General features: G+C 46.2%; 19 protein-coding genes and 1 riboswitch. Of the genes, 8 read left to right on the forward strand and 11 right to left on the reverse strand.

The window, feature by feature from the left end; all coding sequences use genetic code 11:
• Nucleotides 1-38 precede the first annotated feature (38 nt).
• Nucleotides 39-1,022 carry a CobW family GTP-binding protein gene (locus tag LZU85_RS03030; RefSeq protein WP_237286332.1) on the forward strand — a complete coding sequence of 328 codons (984 nt, stop codon included), beginning with the start codon at nucleotides 39-41 and terminating at the stop codon, nucleotides 1,020-1,022.
• 122 nt (nucleotides 1,023-1,144) lie between these two features.
• Here LZU85_RS03030 and LZU85_RS03035 read toward each other — a convergent pair whose 3' ends face one another.
• Entirely contained in the window at nucleotides 1,145-4,132 is a 2,988-nt protein-coding gene (locus LZU85_RS03035; protein ID WP_237286333.1) for a DUF6701 domain-containing protein, read from the reverse strand.
• Between the two features lie 350 nt (nucleotides 4,133-4,482).
• Here LZU85_RS03035 and LZU85_RS03040 point away from each other — a divergent pair, with 350 nt between their 5' ends.
• The gene (locus LZU85_RS03040) at nucleotides 4,483-5,766 is read left to right on the forward strand and encodes a DEAD/DEAH box helicase (RefSeq protein ID WP_176297175.1); all 1,284 of its coding nucleotides are present in this window, start codon (nucleotides 4,483-4,485) and stop codon (nucleotides 5,764-5,766) included.
• A gap of 118 nt (nucleotides 5,767-5,884) precedes the next feature.
• On the opposite strand, the gene LZU85_RS03045 is transcribed toward LZU85_RS03040, so the two are convergent.
• The 6 genes from LZU85_RS03045 to LZU85_RS03070 form a co-directional block, all read right to left on the reverse strand.
• On the reverse strand, nucleotides 5,885-7,072 hold the full coding sequence (locus LZU85_RS03045) for a helix-turn-helix transcriptional regulator (protein WP_176297176.1): 1,188 nt from the start codon (nucleotides 7,070-7,072) through the stop codon (nucleotides 5,885-5,887).
• Nucleotides 7,073-7,252: 180 nt separating this feature from the next.
• Nucleotides 7,253-8,398: an ABC transporter permease gene (locus LZU85_RS03050; RefSeq protein WP_237286334.1), complete on the reverse strand. Its 1,146-nt coding sequence runs from the start codon at nucleotides 8,396-8,398 to the stop codon at nucleotides 7,253-7,255.
• Nucleotides 8,385-9,551 (reverse strand): ABC transporter permease, encoded by a 1,167-nt coding sequence (locus LZU85_RS03055; protein WP_237286335.1) that lies wholly within the window; start codon nucleotides 9,549-9,551, stop codon nucleotides 8,385-8,387. The genes LZU85_RS03050 and LZU85_RS03055 overlap by 14 nt, the downstream gene beginning before the upstream one ends.
• Before the next feature lie 10 nt (nucleotides 9,552-9,561).
• Nucleotides 9,562-10,536, reverse strand: coding sequence for an HlyD family secretion protein (locus tag LZU85_RS03060; protein ID WP_045623741.1), 975 nt, complete (start codon nucleotides 10,534-10,536; stop codon nucleotides 9,562-9,564).
• Complete coding sequence (locus LZU85_RS03065) at nucleotides 10,533-11,942, reverse strand: TolC family protein (RefSeq protein ID WP_206627638.1); 1,410 nt, start codon at nucleotides 11,940-11,942, stop codon at nucleotides 10,533-10,535. The genes LZU85_RS03060 and LZU85_RS03065 overlap by 4 nt, the downstream gene beginning before the upstream one ends.
• Nucleotides 11,943-12,180: 238 nt before the next feature.
• The gene (locus LZU85_RS03070) at nucleotides 12,181-12,408 is read right to left on the reverse strand and encodes a hypothetical protein (RefSeq protein ID WP_017422113.1); all 228 of its coding nucleotides are present in this window, start codon (nucleotides 12,406-12,408) and stop codon (nucleotides 12,181-12,183) included.
• A 350-nt stretch (nucleotides 12,409-12,758) separates the two neighbouring features.
• On the opposite strand from LZU85_RS03070, the gene LZU85_RS03075 reads away from it, so the two are divergent.
• The 5 genes from LZU85_RS03075 (at nucleotide 12,759) to gnd (ending at nucleotide 19,192) form a co-directional block, all read left to right on the forward strand.
• Nucleotides 12,759-14,378 carry an ATP-binding protein gene (locus tag LZU85_RS03075; RefSeq protein WP_237286336.1) on the forward strand — a complete coding sequence of 540 codons (1,620 nt, stop codon included), beginning with the start codon at nucleotides 12,759-12,761 and terminating at the stop codon, nucleotides 14,376-14,378.
• Nucleotides 14,375-15,061 carry a response regulator gene (locus LZU85_RS03080; protein ID WP_011080527.1) on the forward strand — a complete coding sequence of 229 codons (687 nt, stop codon included), beginning with the start codon at nucleotides 14,375-14,377 and terminating at the stop codon, nucleotides 15,059-15,061. Before LZU85_RS03075 ends, LZU85_RS03080 begins: the two co-directional genes overlap by 4 nt.
• Before the next feature lie 415 nt (nucleotides 15,062-15,476).
• Nucleotides 15,477-16,979, forward strand: a complete 1,503-nt coding sequence (gene zwf / locus LZU85_RS03085; protein WP_013571876.1) for a glucose-6-phosphate dehydrogenase — start codon at nucleotides 15,477-15,479, stop codon at nucleotides 16,977-16,979.
• Complete coding sequence (pgl, locus tag LZU85_RS03090; protein WP_011080525.1) at nucleotides 16,976-17,710, forward strand: 6-phosphogluconolactonase; 735 nt, start codon at nucleotides 16,976-16,978, stop codon at nucleotides 17,708-17,710. Before zwf ends, pgl begins: the two co-directional genes overlap by 4 nt.
• A gap of 33 nt (nucleotides 17,711-17,743) precedes the next feature.
• Nucleotides 17,744-19,192, forward strand: a complete 1,449-nt coding sequence (gene gnd / locus LZU85_RS03095) for a decarboxylating NADP(+)-dependent phosphogluconate dehydrogenase (RefSeq protein ID WP_011150224.1) — start codon at nucleotides 17,744-17,746, stop codon at nucleotides 19,190-19,192.
• Nucleotides 19,193-19,278: 86 nt separating this feature from the next.
• On the opposite strand, the gene LZU85_RS03100 is transcribed toward gnd, so the two are convergent.
• Together LZU85_RS03100 and LZU85_RS03105 are read right to left on the reverse strand one after the other, a co-directional pair.
• Nucleotides 19,279-19,488 (reverse strand): hypothetical protein, encoded by a 210-nt coding sequence (locus tag LZU85_RS03100; RefSeq protein WP_176297182.1) that lies wholly within the window; start codon nucleotides 19,486-19,488, stop codon nucleotides 19,279-19,281.
• A 188-nt stretch (nucleotides 19,489-19,676) separates the two neighbouring features.
• Nucleotides 19,677-21,053, reverse strand: coding sequence for an alanine/glycine:cation symporter family protein (locus tag LZU85_RS03105; protein ID WP_237286337.1), 1,377 nt, complete (start codon nucleotides 21,051-21,053; stop codon nucleotides 19,677-19,679).
• Between the two features lie 140 nt (nucleotides 21,054-21,193).
• A riboswitch (glycine riboswitch) is annotated at nucleotides 21,194-21,293 on the reverse strand.
• A gap of 516 nt (nucleotides 21,294-21,809) precedes the next feature.
• Between LZU85_RS03105 and LZU85_RS03110 the strand changes: the two genes are divergently transcribed.
• On the forward strand, nucleotides 21,810-22,547 hold the full coding sequence (locus LZU85_RS03110; RefSeq protein WP_176297184.1) for a chromosome partitioning protein ParA: 738 nt from the start codon (nucleotides 21,810-21,812) through the stop codon (nucleotides 22,545-22,547).
• Nucleotides 22,548-22,942: 395 nt separating this feature from the next.
• Here the strand turns inward: LZU85_RS03110 and LZU85_RS03115 are convergent, their stop codons facing one another.
• Both LZU85_RS03115 and LZU85_RS03120 read right to left on the reverse strand, forming a co-directional pair.
• Complete coding sequence (locus tag LZU85_RS03115) at nucleotides 22,943-24,937, reverse strand: methyl-accepting chemotaxis protein (protein ID WP_237286338.1); 1,995 nt, start codon at nucleotides 24,935-24,937, stop codon at nucleotides 22,943-22,945.
• A gap of 441 nt (nucleotides 24,938-25,378) precedes the next feature.
• Nucleotides 25,379-26,902 (reverse strand): DUF3612 domain-containing protein, encoded by a 1,524-nt coding sequence (locus tag LZU85_RS03120; protein ID WP_237286339.1) that lies wholly within the window; start codon nucleotides 26,900-26,902, stop codon nucleotides 25,379-25,381.
• Between the last annotated feature and the right edge of the window lie 36 nt (nucleotides 26,903-26,938).

The raw sequence follows: 26,938 nt of genomic DNA on the forward strand, positions 1-26,938 counted from the left end.
AATACCGTTCATAACGCGATGGCATTGTGGAGACAAGAATGAACAACAGGGTTCCAACGAATATTATCACCGGTTTTCTTGGTGTAGGGAAAACCACGGCCATCCTTAGTCTATTGAAAGAGAAACCCGCAGACGAAAAATGGGCGGTTCTGGTCAATGAGTTCGGTGAGATTGGTATTGATGGCGCAATGATGACTGACAGTGGCGCGTTGATCAAGGAAGTCCCTGGAGGTTGTATGTGCTGTACGGCTGGGGTACCGATGAGCGTTGGTATTAATACCTTGTTACGCCAAAAACCGGATCGCCTGCTTATTGAGCCAACAGGCCTTGGTCATCCTAAACAGGTCATCGCCACCTTAACCTCCGCTCAGTATGAACCATATGTGGATCTTAAAGCGACGATAGCACTGGTGGACCCGAGAAACTTGAGTGATGAAAAATACACTGGTAATCAAAACTTTAATGATCAGCTCGATTCCGCCGATGTGGTGATTGGCAGCAAAGTGGATCTCTCTACATCGCATGATATCGATGTGTTTAATGCTTGGGTTACAGACCAAACACCGGCAAAAGTGTTCAGTAAGCTCATCCACGATGGTCAACTGCCTGTTGAAGTGTTGGATATCGAACGTGTGCATGGTAGCGCGTCGACCCACATTGAAGCGCATCACCATCATCATGCTGAAATGGAGCCGCAGTTTGAATTGGCGCCGGGCAAAGCCTATGTGCGCAAAGAAAACCGAGGACAGGGATACCACAGCTGCGGTTGGTTAATAGGTGCGGAATATCGGTTTGATTTTGACCAGCTTTTCTCGATGTTTTCAGCGTTGACTGCTGAGCGTGTCAAAGCGGTGGTTAATACGAATCAAGGTTGTTTCGCGTTTAACGTTGCAAATGGTGTGGTCTCAGTGAACCAAATGAGTCTTGAAGGGTTTGAATCTCGTATTGAGGTGATCGATTCTCAGTTGATGCCGTGGGATGAGCTGGAGGCGATTTTACTCAAGCTCGCCAATATTCAATAAGTGAGCATTCTACTCGTTTTCCACTAAACCAGTGTGATTCCGTAAAGCCAGTGAGGAAGCTCACTGGCTTTTTTTCGTTATGAGTGACGGCTAGTGCGATCCAGCGTGATAATTGACTCTGCTTACAGCGTTCCCGTAAGGTTAGATTCGCCGCGAAAAATGATTTTGTCATGGCCACGGTGAATGCCAAATGTAACAACGGTAGAAGGGTCTTCTTCTCCTTCACTCTGCGTATCCCAGTTGTATTGCAACCAAGGGAGATTGTTTTGACTAACGGTTAGATCCAACCAAAAGCGAATCTGTTCACGAGCGGGAATTTTCTGTGTGGCCTTGATTCCATCCGTATTGCCGAAGTGCATCTTGCCGATTCCTGCTAGATAAGCGTTGTTTTCTAAACTGTGCGACCAGATAGGTTGTTGATAGTGTTTTGCGCCATCAGCAAGCGTGAAGTGGTCGTGTTTGTTTTCCACAAACTGACCCGCTCGCCAGTATTGAACATCTAGCGGGACGACGATCGTCTGACCCTGATAGCCCCCAACATCTTCGAATCTCAATCTTCCGAAACGTACGTCCGGTTGTTCCGATAAAATATGGCTATCATCAAAGTGTTCGATTGGATCCGCATTTTGCAGGTACACCAACCCAATTTTACTGGTCTCAGAATCTGAATAGGTATTGTATGGCCCATCCGGATACCGTTCTGAAATCGCATCTTTGACCCAGCAAGCACTATCTTGACAGGCGTTTCCCTTGGGGATGGTAAAACGCCCTACGCTTTTTTGTTCGTGTTCATACCACAGCGGAGTCTGAATTGGAGGCGAGATAAAACGATCTAAATGATGCCCTAACTCCGCCAGTTCAAAATGCGCTTTGGTGGCAAAATGGTGATAGTTGGCCACATGTTGTTTCTGGCTGTTGAGCGGCGCAACCTCTACCCATACCTGATCAAAGGGCTGATTCATGTAGGCGAACGGTTGGTTACCCGGGTAATCCCAGTGCTGGTTGAAAGCTTTGAAATATTTCGGGTAAAAGCGACCGATGTTGCGATAGCCTTGGTTCACCTTCATACCTAAGTAAGTGTTCGAGACATCCGCTTGCACTCTCAAACTGCCGACTTCTCGCCACAGCAAATCGTTATAGAGATACGAACCATTGTTGATTTGGTGATGCAGTTTATCGAGGCCAGATGCGCTCTCTAACAGTGTGGTTTGCGTTGCAGCGGTTTCATACGGAGTGGCTTGACGGCTACTCAGTAGGACTCGTGCAGCGGGTGCTTGAGAATGATAGAAGTTGCGTGTGATACCGGTGGAACAAAGTGCCTCGGTATTAATCGCTTGAGTGACACTGCCATTTTCAAGCCAATGAATTGGTTTGACGTTGAGTGAAAAGGTCTCGCCCGAAGGCATAAATCGATTGCCACCTTGGGACGTACCCGACTCTAGAGCGTGAGCAGCAGGGCAGATAGCCAGCGTCCATGGGCGAACTTTAATCGATAGGTTACCAGAGACCATTTTTTTGCCCGAAGAGGGACATTCAGCGAAGCCTGCACAAGAAAAAGAATCTTGGATATTCAGGGTAAAGATACCTGACTCAGATAAGGAAATCGGCGATTCACTTTTCCCTTGGCTGAAACTGGGTTGGTAGAGCATCGTTCCGTCTAAGCCACCCGCAGCTTTCGATGGTGTAGTGACGGTGTGAGTGACATTTGGCGTGCCTTGATAGCTGGTCGCAATCCTAGGCTGTAAATTGTCACTGCAGGCAAGCAGTCGAAAGCCCAACGGCTCTGGTTTTGCAGCAACCAAAGAGAGTTCAGAAATAGCCTTACCAGAACTGGGTTCGTAAGGCTCGAACATGTATGGAGTGAAAAGGAAACGGACGGTTTTCTTTTTACCGGGTTCACCGATTGGGTGCAGACTCATCGTATAGGTCTTGTCTAGCCTTATTGCATCAAGGTTCTTGGGGCGAATCTGTAGACGCAGTTGCCCCTCATTGGATGAGGTGAAAGTGGGATAGTTACCTGAGCCGATGTTATTCACAATCGTAACGTCAAACAAAGAAGGCTCGGAAAGCTCCGTAAACATCTCTACGCTCGACACTTCCCCATTATTGGTTGTGACAATATTGAACTGAGGCAGGTTTTCTCCACACATCAACGCCATGTCATTGTCTGGACCAACGACAAATTGATAATCATTATCTACAGGTGGCTTAACTTCACAAAGCGGCGGGGTTTTGGGAACCGGACATGCGGTGTTTGAGCCTTGGTTAGAGTAGTTACAGCCAAGGTCACTGATACCACAATAGTTTTTTACATTGTGGATTCTGGATTCGTGCGTGGTGATTTCGCCACAAACGGTCCCGTTTTTCACCGTTCCGTCTTGGTGGACTTTCAATGCCACTTTGTTCGCGTAAACCGCACTGCCTGACAGATCAAGCCGACCACTGGCCCCTGGCGAGTATATTTGGCCATACACATCAATATTTCTGAGATCGAGCTTATTGAGCGAGGTGATGTTTCCGACAACGTAGTGAGTGGCTTTGTTCGATGTGAGTAATATTTCATGCCCCTGAGATTCAACATTGCCGCAGACGTTGGTGTTTCTCAAAATGACTTTGTGGTGGCCAAAAACGTTGCCATTGACGATGTTATGGTCACCTTCGGTCATGACCTCTAAGCCTTGAGTGATAACATCACCATCAACCTCGGCGTTGCGCATGTGAATGAAATTTTGTGAAAGTAGATCACCGAATATCTGGCTGCGATGGTAGGTCGTTGGAGGGAGGCCACCATTGGGTTGCAGAATCGAAATGCCCGTTGACAGTGCTTTCAAAGAAATTCGCTTCTCTGGGCTGCCGACCATGTTGTTGCCATGGAGCTTAACACCGCTGTGGGCAGACACTGTGACACCTAGGCTGGATGCCTTAGAAGCAATGAGAGTCGCACCCGCAGGGAGTGAAAATGCGCCATAACAGAGAAAGTCATCTCCCGTTTGTGACGTACTTTGGCTGCACAGTTGATTAAAATGTTCTGGGTTGTAAAGATCATACTCGAGCGCATCGCTGGTAAAAGGCAGTGAAATAGACAATGCGAGCAAATGCCATTTGGACATCTAAAATTTCCTACAAACTTAATGGAAACAATGGCTGTAAGCGAAAAATAGTGTTTATATTTCGTGTTTTTTTATGGGCCGAATTTAACCATGAGGTCTGACCAATAATCAATACCATACCGTTCGTCGTTCTGTTTTTTTTGTACGGAATAATTGTTGAAGAATGTGTCTGCGGTGGTGAATTGCGCCAAATTTGACCCGTTTGCTGCAGGACCATTTAGAATCAGGAAAGTGTATTTTTCAAAATCCTAAAATATTTTCACTAGATTGAGATATATCACTCATTTTCATGTAGAATGTGCGGCCATTTGTATCGGCGATCATTTTTTGTCTGTTTAAGGAAACGCTCAATGTCATTTGCATCTCAAGGTTTTGCTCCGGAAGTCGTGAAAGCGCTCGAAGAGTGCGGTTACGAAAAGCTAACCCCAATTCAGCAAAAAGCCATTCCAGTTGCACGTCGTGGCCACGACATCTTTGCAACCGCCCAAACAGGAACCGGTAAAACAGCGGCTTTCTCTCTACCTTTGATTCAACAGCTGCTGGAAAGTGGAAAATCCGCGTCGCGCAAAACAGCGCGTGCACTTATTTTCGCTCCAACTCGTGAGCTGGCGGAACAGATCGCTGATAACATCAAAGCCTACACTAAATACACCGATCTTTCGGTCGCCGCGATATTTGGTGGTCGCAAGATGTCAAGCCAAGAGCGCATGCTCGAAAACGGTGTGGATATTCTTGTCGCCACGCCTGGTCGTCTTGAAGAACACATTGAATCGGGCAATGTCTCTGTCGCGAATATCGAGTTCCTCGTCTTTGATGAAGCCGACCGTATTTTGGATATGGGCTTCATCAACGCGGTGCGTAAGATCATGTTGGATGTTGAAACCAACCCACAAATCATGATGTTCTCAGCAACCACATCAAGCCAATTGAATGAATTGTCCAAAGATATTCTTCGCAAGCCAAAACGTATTGCGGTCGAGCGCGAAAACACCACGGCTCATACTGTTGCCCACGTTCTTTATCCTGTCGATCAGGAGCGTAAAACCGAGCTGCTTTCAGAGTTGATTGGGCGTAAAAACTGGCAACAAGTGTTGGTATTTGTTAACTACAAAGAAACGGCGAATGAGATTGTTAAAGAACTCAAGCTTGATGGCATCAAAGCCAATGTTTGTCATGGTGACAAAGCGCAGAGCGCACGTCGCCGCGCCTTAGAAGAGTTTAAAGAAGGTAAAGTTCGCGTGATGGTTGCGACTGACGTTGCGGCTCGTGGATTAGACATTGAAGATCTGCCCCACGTGATCAACTACGATATGCCGTTCTTGGCAGAAGACTACGTTCATCGCATTGGTCGTACTGGTCGCGCTGGAAAACAAGGCCACGCTATCTCTTTCGTCAATCGCGAAGAAGAGTTAACAGTTGTTCAGGTAGAGAACCTGATTAAGCAACACATTCGTCGTATTGAGCTTGCTGGTTATGAGCCAAAGAATCGAGACGCCTACATCGACAAACTAAATTCAAAGCCGTCATTCAAAAACCGTCAGGGCCGTCGCAACAACGCTAATGAGCCAGCGGATCAAGCCGCAGCAGAGCGTCGTTTAACAATGATGAAGCGTATTAAAGCCCGCCGTGGTTAATGGGTGTTGAGAGCGGTGTTTTTAATCCGAGTGTTTTTAAACACTCGGATTTTTTATGGCGATGAGGGTACTTGGCCGAAATACGGTGAGTCAGTCGACTGACCATCATTTAGTTTGGTCAGGGTGTATGTGCCGGACTGGTCAAGATGGTTGCAATGAGATCAGATTGCTTTCCGGTGCCAGTTTTACTGTAAATGGACTTAATGTGATCTTTAATGGTGTGTGGTGAGCGATGGCTAAGCTGGGCGATTTCATCACGGCTATACCCGAGTGCTAACAGTTGGCAAACTTCAGTCTCCGCGTCGGTAAAATTGAAGATTGGTTTGAGGAGAGTCGGGTTTAATGTGGCACTTTTTTCACGATCATAGAGATAGACAATACAACCAATACCTTCATCTAAGAGCTGTTTTTCTTCAAGAGCAATAGGATATCCTTTGGGGATGGTCTGAGCTTCTAAGCCTATGGCGACAAAAAGTAAAGTCAACCCGCCACGAGGTGACATGAAATGCATCACCTTACAAGCATCATCATTTTTGGCGCTCCTATGATGCAGTGTTTCTTGAATATTAAGCATAAATTCCTTTTTTCTCTCAGTGTCTCGGAACTTCAGCTCACTAGGTAGCAGCGTCAGGTTTTCTTGTAGAGAGATAAGGTCTTTTGCTCGGTAGTTCGCTGCGACGAATGCACCTTTACTATCATACAGTAAGGCTGCGTGTGGCAGTTGGCTAATGATCTGAGTGAGGTTGACGGTATATTTCTGAGACGCTTTAAACTGTTGGTAAAGTGTGAAGGCTCGTTGAATATGGGGTACCAGTATCTCCATTAAGTAAAGGTCTGTTTCACTTAATGGCTTTTCACGTTCGTTCCGATGTACAGACAAAAAAGCGATATTGCCATCAGCGTGCCCAACAAGGGCTGCAGCAACATCACAGAAGCCATGACGATCGAACCACGCTTCTACTTTTTGCTCTTTTGATGTCAGATGAGCTTGTTTTCCAATGTGCTTATCGAGTGAATAAAAACGACCTATAGGCTGAGCGGCGACAAAGTCGTTTACCAAATTGCCTTCGGCCAAATCTAATTCTATGTACTCGAGGACCGCATCAATTTGAGGTCCCGCCATCCAGCCTGATACCAGCTCTCCGCGATAGCTTGATTGAATATAAAAGACTGCGTCGGCCAAACGAAATTCGTCCACCATTTGCTCTAGAAACGGTTCGAATCCACGAGGATGAACAGGAGCTTGGTAGAGAGAATCAATAAGTTGGCTAAAACGACTAATCGATGAATGGATATCCTTTTCCATAAAAATGGTCGCTCTTCTACTTATTATCATTATGTGTGATTTATAACTTATAGATATTCTCAATGGATCGAAGTTTTTACTGTGAGAAGTGTTAACTCACTCGATCTTTACCTGTCTCATAATTGATAAAGGCTCAAATTAATGAGCCTTTTTGCATATCAATGGTCGGGTATTAGACTGTTAAGCCAGTCTTTTAGCTGCTCGTTGTCGTTGAACGGTTTGGAAGAGACAAAGTGCCAACCAAAACGCGGCCACTAACCACAAGGTGCTCCAATAGTTGGCGATTTGTTGCCAACTTGCGCCCATTTGATTGAGGGCTAAGAATCCTTTGATCGCGTTGGTGCTTGGGCTCAGTTGTGCCAGCCATAGCAGCGGTGTTGGTATCATCTCTACAGGCCAAATGAAACCTGCTAAGAAGATCAGTGGCATTGAGCAAATCAGCACCACGAGGGTGACAAGCTCTCTTCGCGGCAGTAGCTCGCCCAACCAATAACCAGCCAAACACGACGCAATGAGGAAGGGTAACAAGAGCGTCAACAGCTGGGTAGCGTGGCCTAGAGTGTTGACCTGATGCATGGTAAAGCTGGCACCAAAATAGTACGCACTTAAAAGGTAGTACACACCAACCAATACCAGAGTTCTAACAGCGAGTAGCTTCCAACGAGGTTGGCTAGTCCAATATCCGTGACCATGTTTTTGCGTGCCAACCATCAAACCCGCCGCCATGATTAAGGTCTGCTGAAGGATCAGCACAAACACCGCGGGCACGACATACTCAACGTATCCCATGGTTGGGTTAAAGGTGGGTTTCAGATTTAGCTTTACCGCACTGTATTGGTTGGCCGCCAGCGAAAGGGGCACACCGTCCATGATCAGTTTGGAGACTTTCACTTGCGCAGCTAAAGTACCTCCGGTTTGAGCCAGACCTTCAACCACCGTGCCATAGACCAAAAAGTAAGAGGCGTCGCCTGCATAGGAGAGTGTCGGGCTTTTTCCAAGCAACAAATCACGATAGAAATGCTCTGGAATCACCAATATGCCGCTGATTTTTCCCTCTAGGAACGCTTGTTTTGCCGCTTCAATCGTGTAGTCGCGACGGACAACATGCACTTGTGGTGTTGCATCGACCATCCGTTCCAGCTTGAGACTCGTGGCGCTCATGTCGAGATTTACGACGGATATTGTCTGTTCCCGAGGGGTTTGATTCGCGTACGGAAGCGGGTACAGGAATGAATAGAAAACCACACCACCAAAGACGGTGAGTGTCACCACCGGGTTGGTGAAAAGGGCTTTTATCTCCGCTTTGAACAACTCAAACAGGGACATTTGTCGCCTCCGTTTTCTTTAGATGGCGTTGCGCAAGCACCACGGCCAAAAAGGCGGGTAGCACGTAACCGACCATAGGTAGCAAATGAGTGAGCGAAGTTAACGCGCTCGTCCCGTAGCTGGCTTGTGCGACTTGTACTTCGATGTAGTGACTGATCGGCAGCAAACTACGCCAAAATTGCGCCAATGAACCCATGTCTGAAACTGGGAAAGTAATGCCCATAAACGCGAAGCTCGGGGCGGTAAACGCGCCGGCGAAACTCATGGCTCGCGCTGCATCCAATGTCATGAAGAAAAAGAATGCGCCCATGATCATACAAGCGATGGTGGTGGCTAACTGGGCGATCATGATCGGAAGTAAATGGCCTTGGAATGGCCAATCAAGCACGAAATAGAACCAAAATAGGAAAGCAAAACCATGCAAGAGGAAGATGGGCTGGTAAGCCGCGAGTGTTTTGCTGATGACTTTGAATGGTTGAGTACCCAGCCATCGATCAAGATGTTCCGGTTTTCTCGCATACACACGCAAATTGGCGGCGAGAATTAGAATGGAGCAGACAACGATCATGATTTGCCAAATCGCCGGTACGACAGCAGAAACCAAAAACTGTGCGTAGTTGGTGTTTTGGTTAAACAAGGGGGAGATTTGCGTGGAAATGGTGACAGCGTTCCCCAAAGCGCCTTGTACCGTGCTATTGCCATGGCTCAAGGATTTCATGGTCTCAAGGCCTGCATTAAAGAAGCCTTGGGCTTGCACTACGGCAGAATTGATCAAACGGCCAATCAATATGTATTGACTGTTATAAAACACCGAGACTTGTGGTGCGCGTTGCAGGTAGATATCGCGATCGAAATGGTCAGGAATGATGACATAGGCATAAACCTTTCCTTCGATCATGGCATTTTTGGCTTGCAGTACATCGCTAAACTGATAGTCGACACTCATCGTGGATGACGCATCCAGCATTTGAGTTAGCTTTCTCGAGAGTGTGCTGTGTGCGTTATCCACCACGCCGATAGGCAAATCTCGAGCGATGCCCGCTGAGAAAACGCCCCAAATCAACAGCGCTAACAGAATAGGAATCCAAGTGAGACACGACAACAACCATTTGTCGTGTCTCAACACATGCAATTGTGAGAATTGTGGTTTCATTGGCTAACCTTTACAGCTCAACCACTAAACTCATGCCCATGCGCAGATCGTTTACCGGCGTTACTGGACGCGCTTCGACTTCAAACGTGCGCAGGTCAAAGCCTTTGGAGGCATCGGTTGCGCGCCAGGTCGCGAAATCACCCATCACAGCGATGTGACTCACCTTAAACTCGACCTTTTTATCCAGCGCGGGTAGATAGGCTGAAAAGGTTTGATCTTTTTGGAAGTGTTTCAGTAGGTCTTCTCGAACATTCAGCACAGCCCAAGCGTCTTGTGTATCGATCACCGTGACGACAGGAAAGCCCTGAGGCGCAAGCTCGCCACTTTGCAATAGCACTTGTGATACTTCACCATCAAACCAGCTCTCGATGCGAGTGTCGTTGGCGTACGCTTCTACTTCTGCCACAGCGCCTGCTGCCATGCGCGCTTTTTCAGCGGCTGCTAGTTTGGTCTCGTCGCGGACACCTTCTTTTGCCATTTCGTACATTTGAAATGCTGCGCTTTCGGTGTACTTGGCGGCTTGCCATTGTGTCATGGCTTCATCGCGTTTTTGCTCTGCAACAACACCATCGTTATACAGATTGTTGACGCGTTGGTAGGTCTTCTCCATCAAGTCTGCAGCGGCTTTGGCTTTTAGCCATTGGTCTTTTGCTGCTTGAATCTGTTGGCTACGCGCCCCTTTTTCGGCTTCTTGAGCAAGGGCGTCAGCCGCTTTTTCACCGGCTTTCGCTTGTTCGAGCTTGGCTTCGATTTCTGGGCTATGCAGGGTAAAAACCAGTTGGCCTTTGGTGATATTTTCCCCTTTCCGTACTAAGACTTGGTCGATACGGCCTGGTACTTTAGACGAAATACTGTACTGCTGCGCTTCAATCATGCCTTGCAAGCGGACTGGTTCTGGTTGATAGGCTTGATAAAAGCTGTAACCGACCCAGCTCACGACACCGACGGCACACAGTGACAGCAAAACAGGTTTAAATGATTTCATAGCGACGCCTCTTGAGTCGGTTGGTAAGCAGAAGATTGATATTGATTGAAGCTGTTCATTTCGCTACTGAGCGCCAATAACTTGGTCAAAGAGAGTAGGTAGCGAAATCGTGCAGCAGATTGCTGGGTTTCGACGCTCGCGAGATAGAGCTGCGCATCAACCACTTCCAAAGAAGTGGATAGGCCTTGGTTGAACGCTTTTTCTCTTAAATCCAGGTTCTCTTTGGCGAGGCGAATGCTTGATTCAAGGCCAATGACTTCGTCGATGGCTTGTTGCGCTTCCAAATAGGTTTTTTGTACCAGTACCGAAAGATCTTCTTTCGCTTGTGCTTTGAGAGATTGAACTTGAGAGACCATACTGTTGGCGGCCTTCACTTTGTCACTGCGGCCAGTGTTTTCCAATAGTGGAATATTCACACCCACACCAACCAGCCAATCCGGCTTCATCTCACTGGCTAACGAATCATCTTCGTAAAGACTGTAATCACCATAAAGATAGACCTCAGGGTAGTATTTCCCTTTTTCAGCTTTGATCAGCGCGCTGGCTTGTTTCTCTTTTGCACTGAGTAAATCCAAGCCAGGGTAGGTGGCGAGTGTCTGCTCAGTAAAGGCGGTGAGTGGCGGAAGATGTTGGTTGATGAAGAGCCCTTCCGCGGGTTCGACCATGTCATTTTGGGCCAAGATTTTGCTCAAGGCTGATTGCGCGATATCGAGGTTACTTTGGGCTTTTCGTGTCTCGACCTTAGCTTTATCCAGTGAGGCTTCTGCTTGTAAGCGTTCCACATGGGCGATTTGGCCCTGTTTTTCGAGCTTAATAGCGAAATCTCGATGCTGTGTTAAGCCTTGTTCCACCGCTTGGCGTGTTTGTAAGACTTCCTTGGCTAACACGACCGAGAAATAGTATTTACTTAAGTCCTCGTATCTCGCTTGCGTCTCCATCGCCAGTTGGCTTCTGGCTTCATCGGTTTTACCTTCCGCTGCTGTTTGTGCTGCGGAAATTCGACCACCAGTGAAAATTGGCCAAATGGCACGGATCGAAGAAGTAAAGATATCTCGCTCTGTGATGGTAGACGTCGTATTGGCCAACGCCCCAAAAATGGGTTGAAAGGCAGGTGGAACCGCAATATGTTGGCCTGTGCTGTCGAGAAGTTGTTGTCCAGATACAGTGACATCGGTGTCTAGTCGAGTGTAATTAGCGCCAACACTAATAGAAGGCAGATTTAAACTGCTGGTGGCGCTTTGCATATGTTGCTGGCTTTCAACATTGGCGCGTTGCGCTGCAAGAGAGTGGTTGTTTTCTTGCAAAAGTTGCCATGCCTGCTGGAAGGTAATGGGTGCCGCCTGACAGGCGAGCGATATGGAGCTCGAGAGCAGCCCAATCATCAATAGCTTACTGTGTCGTTTCATGATGGATATCGCAAAATAGAGTAATGACTCTAATATATAGTAATTGTGATCCACTGTTAAGCTGTGGGTTTATCTTTTCGCCAAGATTGCGAAATGAGCAGTTGCCATCTTGGTAAGCAAATGTGTCTATTAAAACACGAAGCCTCACCTATGCAAATTGGAACTTATTATGGGCAAGGGAGAGATAATAAAAAGCACAGCCTGAAAGCTGTGCTATTTTGCGTAGAGGTGAGCCATCTTACTTCATGGAAGGGCAGAAGAATTCTGCTCGCCACTCAAGTTGTCGAGAACCTTGCATGGTTTGCAAAAGATCCCGTCCGCTCATTTGCGGGAATGATAAAAGGACTTTCAGGTCACTCGGACTCCGGCCGTCTTTTTCATAAGCCCTGACGTGTGTAAAGGTTGAATGCATATTCTTCGACAGCATTGCCTTATTCAGACAAATTCCAAAGGTATCGCGTTCCATATTGATCGTTCCTTATCAATTGACACCACCTTGTCGTTATTATTGTAATCAAGTTTGATGTTGCTTCATTGCCCAAAAAGTATACGCCCTACGCCCTAAAAAGACCTCAAATTTAGCTAAATTCGTAGTGATCTAGATCAATAACTGGTTCGATGGTTATGTAACTTGTTGTTTATTTAAAATCCACTTCTCACATTTGAGAGGTATAACTTGCAGGATAATAAATAGTCATTTCACGAGGATTTATTTCTTGTGATTCACACTTCCGAATGGAGGTAAGAGCATGCATGTTAAAACGGTGTTAAGTTAACTCACTTTTCTCTGTTTTTAAGTAGTGCAAAGAGGTAAGCATGACGTGGCAAAGCATCAGTTTTCGTAAAAGAATGCTGGTCATTATGACGCTCTCTGGTTTGATTGAGTTGCTTATCCTCGTCGCAGCGGGCTTTGCCTACCTCAAATACACACAAGAGCAAGAAATGGGGCAGAAAGCACTGGGTGTGGCTCAATTTCTTGCCAACTCGACCACCGTGGTTGAGCTGGTTGAAAGCCGTGACAATGTCACCTATCAAGCAAAGTTTCGTGAACTAACGGAAGCATTAGGTGCTGCGTTCATCGTTGTTGGCGACCGAGAAGGCATTCGTTTAATTCATCCCCTTGATGAACGCCTTGGTTTACCGATGCGTGGTGGTGATAACGCCCGTGCATTGGAAGAAGGCGAAGCGTATATCTCTACTGCAAGAGGTTCATTGGGTTATTCGGTGCGTGGGAAAGCGGCCGTGTTTAACTCGGCGGGTGAGGTCATCGGCGTGGTCTCTGTGGGCTATCTGCTGGATCGATTACAAGACAGAATAGAGCCATTTGCGTGGTTTTTAATTGCCATGACGTTACTGGTGGTTGCCGCGAATGCCTTGGTTTCTAATTATGCTTCTCGTAAATTTCAGCGGGCGATTTTGGGGTTTGAACCGGAAGAAATTGGTCGGTTATATGGTGAGCTTGATGTGACCATGAGCACCATCAAAGAAGGGGTGTTAAGTATTGATTCGAGTGGCGTGCTGCGTTCCATCAACCGCAGTGCGGCGCAGATTCTCGGGTTAGATCCGGCCCAAGTGCTGAACAAACCGCTCTCTGATGCGTTACCCGCCAGTGATCTGTACCGTGTATTAGAAACGGGACAAGAAGATCACGATATTGAACTTTACCTCAACCAAAAGAGGTTGATTGCCAACCGAAGCCCGGTTTACGTAGAGGGAAAGATTGTCGGCGCGGTGTCCAGCTTTCGTTTGCGTGATGAAATTTCTGAGCTCACTGAACAGCTTTCTCAAACCAAAGAGTATGCCGATTTATTACGCTCACAAACGCATGAACATCGCAACAAACTTAATACCATCAGTGGCCTAGTTCAGATGGGCGAGCTTGATGCGGTTCAACAGCTTATCGGGCAGGAGACGGCGCACTATCAGGGGTTGATCGAGTTTCTACGCGATACCATCAAAGATCCGTTGGTCGCGGGCATGCTGTTAGGAAAAACGGAACGCGCGCGTGAGCTTGGCTTAGAGTTGGTGGTTGAAGAAGGGGCTCGTTTAGAGCCGCTAAGTGCTTGGCTGAACCCAGAAGACATCACGACAATACTCGGTAACCTGATTGATAACGCTTTTGACGCGACCATGAGCGCGATCGCGCAAGAAGGCAATTTTGCCCGTTCACGCAGAACCATTGAAGTTTCCATCAGTGACTACGGAACGGAAGTGATTCTTGAAGTGCAGGATCAAGGTTGTGGTTTGCCCAAACAATTTTCCACCGAGCAGCTGCTTGAGAAAGGGATCTCGAGCAAAGCGACCAGCACTCGGGGTGTTGGGCTCTACTTAGTCAATCAATTAGCCGCACGTTACGGTGGCTCGATAGAGATGGCTGAGAATGACAAATTTGGCACAAGAATGACGGTCTATTTACCCAAGGAAGAACAAAGATGAATGCCGATACCCGAGTGATGATAATTGAAGATGATATGGCGATTGCTCAGCTTCATCATAAGTATTTGCAGCAAATGGATGGTTTCGAGGTGATTGGCATTGCGACCACACAAGCCGAAGCCGAAATGCAGTTGTCCGTGTTCGAGCCCGATTTGGTTTTGCTCGATGTTTACCTTCCTGATGGCAGTGGGTTGGAGATCCTCAATCAAATTCGCGGCAGCAATCGTCATTGTGACGTTATTTTGATTACCGCAGCAAGAGATGTGGAAACGCTACAAACCGCAATGCGTGGTGGTGTGGTGGACTATTTGTTAAAACCCGTGATGTTTCCACGGCTGGAAAGTGCTTTGAACAAATACCGTGCGCAACGAGTGCAACTGGGAACCGTGTCCGACCTTAATCAAGGCTTGGTGGATAAAATGCTGCAAGCAAGCAGTACGCAGGAAAGTGTATCCAATCGGCTACCCAAAGGTATCGATGGTGTTACCCTTGATAAAATTCGAACCTTATTTCAAGGCGAGGTTTCCTATACTGCCGATGAAGCGGGGGAGCAAATTGGGGCCAGTCGCACCACGGCAAGGCGCTATCTTGAATATTTGATCAGCTCGGGTGAGCTTGCTGCAGATTTGAATTACGGTACGGTCGGTCGCCCTGAACGAACGTATCGCAAAGTTCATCGTTAATTTGCTGGTTATGCGGCAAATTTAATATGTGAGCGGTGTTTTTGTTACTTATCGTGCAATGGATTACATTTGGGCGGATATTTGCTGATTATTTGCCCATATTTCAATTAAACTGGTCTAATCAGTTTTAAATTAAATAATCTTTGAATAACAAGTGGATATGTCATTTTCGAGTCATAATTTAAACGATTGCGATTCTAACTATTGATGTATGTCAAATTGTCGTAGACAATACGCCCCCGTGTCGGGCAAATCATTCTTATTACCAACCCACACTCACTGTTTTGTAAGGTTTTGTCTATTAGTGGAATAGGCAGGGCCGATTATCAATTTTTAGGTGTCACTGATAGGGTGGGCTCATCCTTTAAGCCGTATCCAGGCACACAACAAGTACCTCGTTTTTAAGGGAAAGATGATGGTAATACCAGAAAACAGCAGCATCGTAATTTTTGGTGCTTCAGGTGATTTAACATATCGCAAGTTGATCCCTGCTTTATACCACCTCTACGCAAGTAAGCAGCTACCAGAAAACTTTGCTATTTTAGGTGTCAGCCGCACTGAATACAGCGATGAATCTTATCGCGAAAAGTTAAAGCGCTCTCTTCAGGAAATGGAGAAAACGGAACCAGCTATTCTGGATTCATTTATCGACCATCTTCACTATCAAGCCATCAACACGTCAGACACACAAGACTACGCGAAGTTGGTTGTACGTTTAGACGAATTGGCCGCTCAATACCAGTTCGAACAACGTAATACACTGTTTTATCTTGCCACACCGCCAAGCCTTTACAGCGTCATTCCTGCAAGCCTTGCTCATCACGGTCTTAATAGTGAAGAGGATGGTTGGAAACGTCTGATCATTGAAAAACCGTTTGGTTATGATTTGGCTTCGGCACGTCAGCTCGACAAAGAAATACACGATTGCTTCCAAGAGCATCAGATCTATCGCATCGACCACTACCTTGGAAAAGAGACCGTACAAAACTTACTTGTTTTCCGTTTCTCTAACGCCATGTTTGAACCTCTGTGGAACCGCAACTTCATTGATTATGTGGAAATCACAGGTGCCGAATTCCTTGGCGTGGAAGAGCGTGGCGGTTATTACGACGGCTCCGGCGCTGTGCGCGATATGTTCCAAAACCATCTACTGCAAGTATTGGCAATGGTGGGCATGGAACCGCCTGCACAAATTAATGCCGATTCCATGCGTGATGAAGTAGTGAAAGTTCTGCAGTGTTTAAAACCGCTTGAGGAAGATGATCTGCGTAACAACCTGGTTTTGGGTCAATACACAGCATCAGACGTGCGCGGACAACATCTGCTTGGCTACCGTGAAGAAAACGGCGTAGCGGACGATTCTCGTACTGAGACTTACATTGGCCTTAAAGCGTACATCAATAACTGGCGTTGGAATGGCGTGCCATTCTACGTGCGCACGGGTAAGCGTCTTCCAACTCGCGTAACAGAAGTGGTTATCCACTTCAAACAAACACCGCATCCGGTATTTGGCCAAAACGCCCCAGAAAACAAACTGATCATTCGTATTCAGCCTGATGAAGGTATTCAAATGAGCTTCGGTTTGAAAGAACCTGGTGCAGGCTTTAAAGCGAAAGAAGTGAAGATGAACTTCCATTATGCTTCGTTGCAAGAGACGCAAATGCTGACCGCCTATGAGCGTCTGCTTCTTGATGCGTTAAACGGCGATGCAACGCTGTTTGCTCGCAGCGATGCGGTCGAAGCGTGTTGGAAATACGTTCAACCTATCCTCGATTTCAAACAAGATCCACAAGCACTCTTTGGTTATGCCTGCGGCACTTGGGGGCCAAAAGAGTCAGACGATTTGCTGCAGCGTGACGATCGCGCGTGGCGTTTCCCATGCAAAAACCTAACAGATACGGACTACTGCGAACTATGATCAATCACAAGATCTACCAAACAGCAGAGCAGGTAGTAGAAAGCCTAGCAAACGACATGAAAGCGTTTAGCGAAATGGGCCGACCTGTTCATATCTCACTTTCTGGTGGCAGCACGCCTAAAATGCTGTTTAAGCTTTTGGCATCAGAAACGTACGCAACCTCCATTCAGTGGCAAAATCTTCATTTTTGGTGGGGTGATGAACGCTGCGTGGCACCAGACGATGCTGAGAGCAACTACGGTGAAGCGAATGCTCTTTTGTTCTCAAAACTAAGAGAATTGAGCCAAGTGAGCATTCCTGCGGAAAACATTCACCGCATCCGTGGTGAAGAGCAACCAGAAGTGGAAGCGGCACGTTTCGCAAAAGAAATGGCAGACGTGATTCCAACCGATAACGGCACACCTGTGTTCGATTGGATCTTGCTTGGTGTTGGCGCAGATGGTCACACGGCGTCGCTTTTCCCAGGTCAAACGAATTATGACGATGAGAACCTTTCAGTATTGGCTTCTCATCCGGAATCTGGACAAATTCGCGTTTCGAAAACGGCACGTGTACTGGAAGCGGCTAAACGCATTAGCTACTTAGTACTGGGTGCAGGTAAAGCGGACATTGTTGAAGAGATCAACAGCAATCCAGCGGAAGAACTTCCTTACCCGGCAGCAAAAATTCATGCGAAAGCAGGGCTGACGGAATGGTATTTAGATTTAGACGCAGCAGCGAAAATCGCTTAACCGTCGCAGAAAGAAATATATTGGAGAGAAACAATGAAAGGTGATATCGGTGTAATTGGCCTAGCAGTAATGGGTCAAAACCTTATCCTGAACATGAACGACCACGGGTTTAAAGTGGTGGCTCACAACCGTACTGCGGCGAAAGTAGATGAGTTTCTAGAAGGCCCAGCGAAAGGCACCAACATCATTGGCGCATACTCACTTGAGGAACTGGTTGAGAAACTGGAAACACCACGCAAAGTGATGCTGATGGTTCGTGCTGGCGCAGTAGTGGACCAGTTTATTGATGCACTTGTACCGCTTCTTGATAAAGGCGACATCATCATTGACGGTGGTAACACGAACTACCCAGATACAAACCGTCGCGTAGCAGCACTACGCGAAAAAGGCATCCACTTCATCGGTACTGGTGTCTCTGGTGGTGAAGAGGGCGCACGTTTCGGCCCTTCTATTATGCCAGGCGGCGCTCCTGAAGCATGGGAAGCGGTTAAGCCTATCTTCCAAGGTATCTCTGCAAAAACTGACGCTGGCGAGCCTTGCTGTGACTGGGTTGGTAACGATGGTGCAGGTCACTTTGTTAAAATGGTCCACAACGGCATCGAATACGGCGACATGCAGTTGATCACCGAAGCGTACCAGTTCATGAAAGATGGCCTTGGTATGTCTGCAGACGAGATGCAAGCCGTTTTCGCTGATTGGAACAAGACTGAGCTAGACAGCTACCTAGTCGAAATCACCGCTGACATCCTTGGCTACAAAGACGAAGATGGCGAGCCACTAGTAGAAAAGATCCTCGATACGGCTGGCCAAAAAGGTACTGGTAAATGGACAGGCATCAACGCACTAGACCTAGGCATTCCACTAACGCTTATCTCTGAGTCTGTCTTCTCTCGTTGCCTATCGGCACTAAAAGATCAACGTGTTGAAGCTGAGAAACTGTTTGGTAAGACCATCACGCCAGTAGAAGGTGACAAGCAAGAGTGGGTTGACGCACTTCGCCAAGCGCTTCTAGCATCTAAGATCATCTCTTACGCTCAAGGCTTCATGCTAATGCGCGAAGCATCAAACGAGAATGGCTGGGATCTCAACTACGGTAACGTTGCTCTTATGTGGCGTGGTGGTTGTATCATCCGTTCTGCGTTCCTAGGCAATATCCGTGATGCGTACGAAGCGAACCCAGATCTTGCGTTCCTAGGTTCTGATGACTACTTCAAAGGCATCCTACAAAACAGCCTAGTGGCATGGCGTAAAGTGGCGGCGAAGTCGCTAGAAGCGGGCATTCCAATGCCATGTACAACGTCTGCACTGACGTTCCTAGACGGTTACACAACTGCGCGTCTACCTGCAAACTTACTGCAAGCACAACGTGACTACTTCGGTGCTCACACTTATGAGCGTATCGACCGTGAGCGTGGTGAGTTCTTCCACACCAACTGGACAGGTACCGGCGGTAACACAGCGTCGACTACTTACGACGTTTAATAGATCGTTAGTAAACCAATAAAACGCAAAAGGATGTCCAAGTGACATCCTTTTTCTTCAATGACGTTTAAGGCTAATGAATAAGCCTACGCACTCTTTTCTTTGGTTGTGCTGGAATGGTATTTTTCGATGAACTTGTCGCGAAGGTAGAGCAACAAGCTCACAACGAAAGCAACGATGGAAACCGTAAACAGAGCATACATACTCAATATCCACGCAAACGTTGCGGTAAGAAAAGCGACGAAAGAGAACATTCTGCTGAATGTCATGATATTGCCAAGTCTGCTATTTTTCATAGTGTCTCCCAAAGTGAATGGGTAACGCCGAGCGGCTTTTCAATTCATGTTCAGTGTTGCAATTTTGAGCAAAATTAACATAAAAACACCGCTAAATTTTGCTCAAAAAAGATATAACTTTGATCAATCAATGATTATTGAATGCAACTTACTCGCTAGTTTCAGTACCATCGCTTTTTTCACAGAGCTTAGATCGTTTGTCGCGATGGTTTGTATTCGTTGACTGAAGTGTTGAAGAACTGCTTAGTCTCTTCAATCACCACATGGCGAAGAGCGATCAAACCAATTAAGTTCGGAATGGCCATCAAACCATTGACGATATCCGCAAGAATCCAAATCATATCCAGTTGCATAAATGCACCAGAAGCGACGAGTACAAGGAATATGATTTTGTACGGGAGTACGGCTTTGGTTCCTAAGAGGAAAACCACACAGCGCTCACCGTAATAGTTCCAACCTAAGATGGTTGTGAAAGCGAAAAACATCAGGCCAATAGAAACGAGCATAGGGCCAAAAGTTTCAGCGTTAAGGCCAACAGCAAATGCGTGGGTTGTCATGGCTGCACCGGCAAAGTCACTTTGCCATGCGCCGGTTAGAATGAGCGCTAAGCCAGTCATGGTACAAATCACGATGGTATCGAAAAACGTACCCGTCATTGAGATCAAACCTTGTTTGACGCAAGAATCTGTTTTCGCGGCCGCAGCCGCCATGGGGGCGCTGCCTAGGCCTGATTCATTGGAAAATACGCCACGCGCTATGCCGGATTGAATTGCTAGCATGATGCTTGCCCCAAGGAAACCACCTGTAGCAGCCGTTGAAGTAAAGGCTGAAACGAGTACCAGTTCAATCGCGTTAAGCAGTTGGTCTGCATTCATAATAATGACGCTTAAACAAGCCATTACGTAGAAAATAGCCATAGCAGGAACCACTTTACCAGCAACGCTTGCAATGGACTTGATACCCCCTAAGGTAACAAAGGCAACAAGCAGCGTTAATATGGAAGCGGAAACTTCACGAGACACACCCAACGAGATCTCGCTTGCATCTAAAATCGCATTCACTTGCGGGAAAGTACCAATACCGAAACAGGCAACTCCTAGCGCAAATATAGCAAACATGATCGCCAATGCTTTAGAGCCGACACCGTATTGAAGGTAGTACATCGGGCCACCTACCATTTGGCCTTTATCGTCCACTTTGCGATATTTAACCGCCAGCAAGCATTCAGCGTACTTGGTTGCCATACCAAACAACGCGGCAAGCCACATCCAAAATAGCGCACCAGGCCCACCCAACTTAATCGCTGTTGCCACACCAACAATATTACCTGTGCCAATGGTGGCGGAAAGGGCGGTGCACAGTGCAGCAAAACTCGAAACATCGCCTTGTTGCTGGGTGGGACTCTCTTTGGAAAAGACCATGGCCAGAGCGGTTGGCAAATGTTTGAACTGAATCAAGCCGAGGCTGAAAGTAAAATAAACGCCTGTTCCCACCAATAAAATGAGCAATGGTGGTCCCCAGACAAAACTGTCGATGGTTTGTAGTAAAGATTGAAGGTCGTTCATGATTTCCCCTTAATAAAACAACTAATAAGGAGAAGAGGGAAAGGTAAAAGATCAAGGATCTATAATAATCCAACATAACAAAAGCTTGCGGCTGAATCGCTCAAGCCACCAAAGAATAAAGTGAATGTTGGGGTGTAACTTTCCACTCCTCTGTCCTTTTGCCTGAGAGTTTCACCTTGCACATGGGCAGGGCTTGCTCCTTCGGCGACCGATTTAACGGTTCTCTCCAGAGGTTCCTCCAACTACAGTCCTCGCTTATTCCTATCAATATAATCAAAAAGAATAATGCACCTGAAAGATTTACTTCTTCGGCGGGTATGATTAACTAAATGTTAATATTTAGTTAATGACCACTCTCCTGTAGCCTTCATCGGAACAATTGCCTAAATGATTAGGGCAATCTGTAGGCGAATCCTAACCAATAACTTCTGTGATGTCATCTACAAAAAAATCGTTTGAACGTTTATTGTTCGAACTCTTAAAAAACTACCTGATTTTGACGTTTTCATCGAGAAAATTAGAGTACAATGCAATGGCTTGTATAATTGGTTTTGTTCTATAGGGAAAAAGAATGGTAAGACTGATTGCGATTTTCGTTCTAGTTTTATTGGCTTACTTTTTGCTGAGATATCGGACTAACGAAAAAATTCAAAAAGGGATTGTTATCACGGTGCTGGGGATATTTGCCGTCTACACAATTCTATTAGTCGCGAGTGAGTTGATTAAGTAACACAGTTCAGATTGGAGTAACATCTAGTGACATCGTCGAATAACCATCATGAAGATCAAGATGACGTGGTTGTCATTGAAGAGCGCGATAACAAAACAATCGTTTACATTGCAATCTCGGCTGTTCTTGGTATGGCGTTTGGTGGTTTGTTGGGATCCCACTTTACTGCCAAGCGTTGGGAAGATAACTATCAGCAGTTAGAAACGCAGTACAAAGCGTCGGTGTCTGACAACAGTAAGTTGGCAGTCAATTTACAGTCTCGTGAAGCCCAGCTTGACAAAGAGTTGGACAATAAACTTGAATCTGAACTCGCTCTGCGTCAAAAAGAGCACCAAGCAGAGCTTAACAAACTACACAATCAACTGACCGAGATGGAAAAGTTAAATATTGCGTTAGAAGGGCAACTAAAAACTCAGCAAGCGCAAATTGATTCTGCCCAACAAGAAAATGACAAGCTCAACCGTCAGGCGGACATGCAAGCCAACGTTTTTGAACGTTCTCGTGATATTTTCCGACGTGAAATGGAGATTAGCCAAGATCTCGAGAAGTTGGAGAAAGAGCGTGAAATCTTGGTTCCTACGCTTGAGAAGTTAAAAAAAGAGTGCGAAATTTATTTGGCTGGCACCTCTTGGGATGCGAAATCAGATGCGTGTGATAAGCAGGACGAAGCCTCTTCGCGTTTGAGCCAGATAGATCAACTGATTGAAGTTTACAAAATGGACTTGAAGCAAATTCGCTCTATTACTCAAGATCTTGGCCTGTAGTAACGAAGTAACTGCATGCATACTTAATCAAGAAAAGAACGCGTGCCTCCTGATAAAACAAAGCCCAGCGAATATGCTGGGTTTTGTTTTATCCGCTAGCCAGAGACGGTGTTATTTTTATGGGTTGGCTACTTACATATCTGTAAACACAGATGAGGCAGCAATGCGAAGGTGCGGAAATTCTTTTTGACCGTAGAAAAAATGAAGTGGCTCTGTGCCTGAGCCACCGAGAGCAGACCCTAAGATAGAGTGAAACTTAGGTTCTTCTAAAGAGCTATCCTTGCTCAATTTCCAGCTATTTTTAGCCATCTACGATTAAAAACAGTGAATGTTTAGGCTGATATTAATTATTGTTGTAAATGTTTTCTACCCCCCAATCGGGGGGAGCTTTGGTTTCACAACGTAAATTCATTCAACTTGCCTTGAACGCGAGATACTTCTTTTTGATATCCATTGACGATGTCGTTGAGGTTGTTGGCGTGGCTACCTGTGCGATGGGCGATATCTGCCAAAACATCCACATCTTTATCAATGGCTTCACTCGCTTTCGATTGTTCAATCGTTGCATTCGCAATACTACTAATATGTTGATTGACTTGTTCTATGGCATTCTCAAGCTTCTCTACACTTTGTTTTACCACATCAACAGAATGGAAAGTCTCGTCACTCGCTTGTTTGCTCTTTGCCATGTTCTCGACAGCAAGCTTCGTATTGTCACGAATCTTATCGAGTAACTTACTGATACTTTCTGTCGCTTCTTGGCTACGTTGAGCAAGATCTCGAACTTCAGAAGAAACCACTGCGAACCCCCGACCGTGTTCGCCTGCACGTGCCGCCTCAATGGCTGCATTGAGCGCCAGCAAATTGGTTTGTTCGGATACGGCGTTGATGGTCGCGACGATTTGCCCAATGCTTTGTGTATCGCTTTCTAACTCATGCATGCAGTTTTGAGTCGCATCGATTTGAGCAAGCAAGCTTTTAACAGAATTGAAAGAAGAGGAGCTCTGATTCTGGCACTCTAACACTTGTTGATTCATGCTGTCGGTATCTTCAGTCGCCCTCTCGGCAGAATGGGCAATTTCAACGCTAGACTGAGAAAGCTCCGTCATGGCTGTAGCGATGTTGTCACACTTGGCGATAGTTTCTTGACCGCTGTTATCAAGGTCACCAGAGGTGGCGATAATTTGGTTGAGTCTTTCTGTACTGTGATCGTTGGTATTTTTTACATCTTTAATCAAATGTCGAATAGCGTGATTGAGTTTATTGACACTAGCGGCAATTGAAGCGATCTCGTCTCGACCAGTTTGATCCAAATCGACCGAAAGGTCGCAGCTTTTTGCCATATCAGATAACTTTTCAGTAAGGTGACCCACTCGGTTACGAAGGCTGCTGACGGTGGCAATTACAATCCAAGCAAACAACGTTGATAGAATCGCGGCAGCCACTGTTAGAATATTGCGTGTGGTTGTTGCACTTTCGGCCTTATGCTCTGAAACAGCGTTCATCTCTGCTTGCAGCGCATTGCGTACTTGATTGATCAAAGTGATTCGCTCTGTCGCTAACTTAAACCACTCCTGCGACGTTGGGCCATTGATGGCATCAAGCTGTTGAGCCTGAGATAGAAAGCTTTTTTGAATGCTTTCTACTTGCTGCCAAATCTGATTTCGTTCTTGGTTTTGCAATAGCTGTTTGAACTGATTGGGTAACTCGAGTAAAGCGCTACGTCGAGCGTAATCGCCAGAGCCAATATAGCTTTGAATATTGGCATAGACGACGGGTGTTGCTTGGCCACGAGCAAACACGCCATTCAGAGCCCCGCGTACCTGTCCGGCTCTCTCTTTCATAATAATGATTGATACGAGGGATTCACCCAAAGCACCCAACTCGTGGTTCTCCACCTGAGAAAGCATGAGGCGGCTATTGTCTATGGCAAGTTGGTTGAGATTAGAGTAATAGCCGAATGGGGCTATAGTTGGAGTCAACTTATCAACTCCTGACCGCACGCTGCTTAATTGGCTCAGTTGCTGTGAGATATCACTGATCAGGGTGCTGACAAAAGCGTTGTCCAATTGCTCAGATTTGAAACTGCGCAGAGCATCAATAGCTTGATCTGCTTTTCCTCTTTGCTGCCCTAAGGCGGCGACTTGGTCTGGATTGCCTTTGCTGCCTAACACACCAGCGGTGAGTCCCCTTTCAACAGCTAGATTATGCGCTAAATTATCAAACAATATCACCAGTTGAATAGCTTCTCTGTCGACTTCGGACATTTTGGCTTGTCGATTGAGATCCAAGATGGTGTTTCCTGAAAGGAAAATAGACACGAGTAGTGGAACTCCAGCAACCACACTCACGATAATGTAGAGTTGGAACCGACGTAAAAGCGAATGCATATAACCTCTCTAAGCCACTTTCTTATGTAACGAGTGGCGTTTTTATATTAATAATCACTAAACAAGTATAGAACCAAGTTTGGAGAGTGATGGCTGGTAATTGAAATTAACGTTGTTTAAATCACACAAAAATTAATGGGTTTGATATCAAACGATTAAAAGATGAATGGAATGAACTAGTAGTTACTGATAATGAGATTGATAGCATAATGATTGAGTGTTTGCATTTTGAAAATGCAATATGCAATTTTGTGTGTATAAATACGCCAATTTGATAAGGAGTTTGTGATTTTATGCCCACATTAAACTTGGCACGTATTCTGCTTTAGTTAAGGTGACCCTAATTAAGCCGAGGGTCACCTAGCCAACTGACGTTGTTAGTGAATAAAGACTTGTTCACACATATATACGGCCAAACACCTGATTGTGTTTGGCCTTTTTTTATTCCTCTTCAGAACATTTGGCATAACAGCTTGGCTGTCTTGGACAGACAGCACCACGAGAACAGATGAGACGAGCAGGGGCTTCGATTCCTCGTTCAATCCATTTGATGTTCAATATTTTTGCGATGGTCTTGAGGTCTTTTCGCATGTGGAAAGGAATTTCAGCACTTCCGCCTTGTTTGACACAAAGGCGTTTCAGTTCTTCCGCAATCTCGAGTGCATCGCCACCTTGGGCGTTAATAGCAGGGTTAAGGTCGATGCCGGCACACAACACTCGGTTGTTGCCCGCAGGATCCATGACGTTAATGGATTCACAGCAGTAGAGTCTTGGCTCGTTGCCAACGTTTAGGATAGACAATTGCGCAGAACTACCATTTTTTGGTTCAGACAAGCGACGAAAAACGGCCCAGTGCTGGCATGGGTCGTTCACGGTACGCATGTTACCCCAAGGAAGAGGGATACCATTGCCCCGGTAAACCGCTTTTAACTTGCCCGGTCCGTAGGCATCGAAGTAGTGCCAATGTGGATAAGGGGACACGACGGTCATTCTTCTCATCGCAACTGAAGGAGAAACCCCTGCTTTTTGATGGACATCGATCTCATAGCCAGAACGATCAAGCAACTGTCGAAATGGCACTTTAGGGCAAAGCAATGCACCAGCAAAAAAGCTCGATTCAAAATCGCGCCAAGCTTGCAAAATATCTTGTGAGTTGAGGTCAGAAGTTGGGCTAAAATCGTCAACTTGATCCCAGTTATTTTGATGACCAATCGAAAGTACATTCTTGACGTTGTCGCTACTGTGCAAAATTCGGTGGCCGATATATACCGCTAGATCGTATTTGAGACGGGTAGGGTAGTCACGCATCATGTTATTGAGGTAGATGGTTCCCGGCGCTTCCATGAACGATGTCACTAGCTGTTTGGCGTTGACTCCCAGTTCGTCCACCACATCTTTGGGTGTCCGGTTAATCCAACGAATATCGAGGCCCAGGCTTTTTGCGATATCGATTAAGTCATCAACCGAAAGATTCAGACGCTTTTTCCCCACTTCTTCTGCTGCGCGTTCAAGATCTGGAAAGTGGTTCTGATTCGCTTCTTGATGTGCACGAATCAGCAAATGCGCGAATTGACGTCCAGTAATGCCGGTTTGTGACAGCATTTCTGGTATTGCGATTTGTAAAATGTCGTTAGAGAAAAGAAAACTCGGTTCGAGGGCCATCCCGTTGAGACCGCCGCGACTACCTTTGTTGGGGGTAATCGCTTCGAGCTCTGGCTCATCATCCAAAAACCAAGCGGGGTCCTTTTGAAATACCTCTGCAATGACTTCCAACATATCGATGCTTGGAACGCGTTTTCCTCGTTCGATCATGGAAAGATAAGAAACGGATGGCGCGTATTCAGGGTTAATTCGAATACAACGCGCAGAGAGGTCTTCCATCGTTAAATGGTTATTTTTCCGCAAGTTTCTAATCTTTGTTCCCAGAAAATGCGATTGGCGAATCAAGCTTTTTGACACAGACATTTTGTAAAATTCACACTGTAAAATTTTTGTTGTGAA

It is taken from the genome of Vibrio floridensis (assembly GCF_021852965.1).
Lineage (GTDB): Bacteria > Pseudomonadota > Gammaproteobacteria > Enterobacterales > Vibrionaceae > Vibrio > Vibrio floridensis.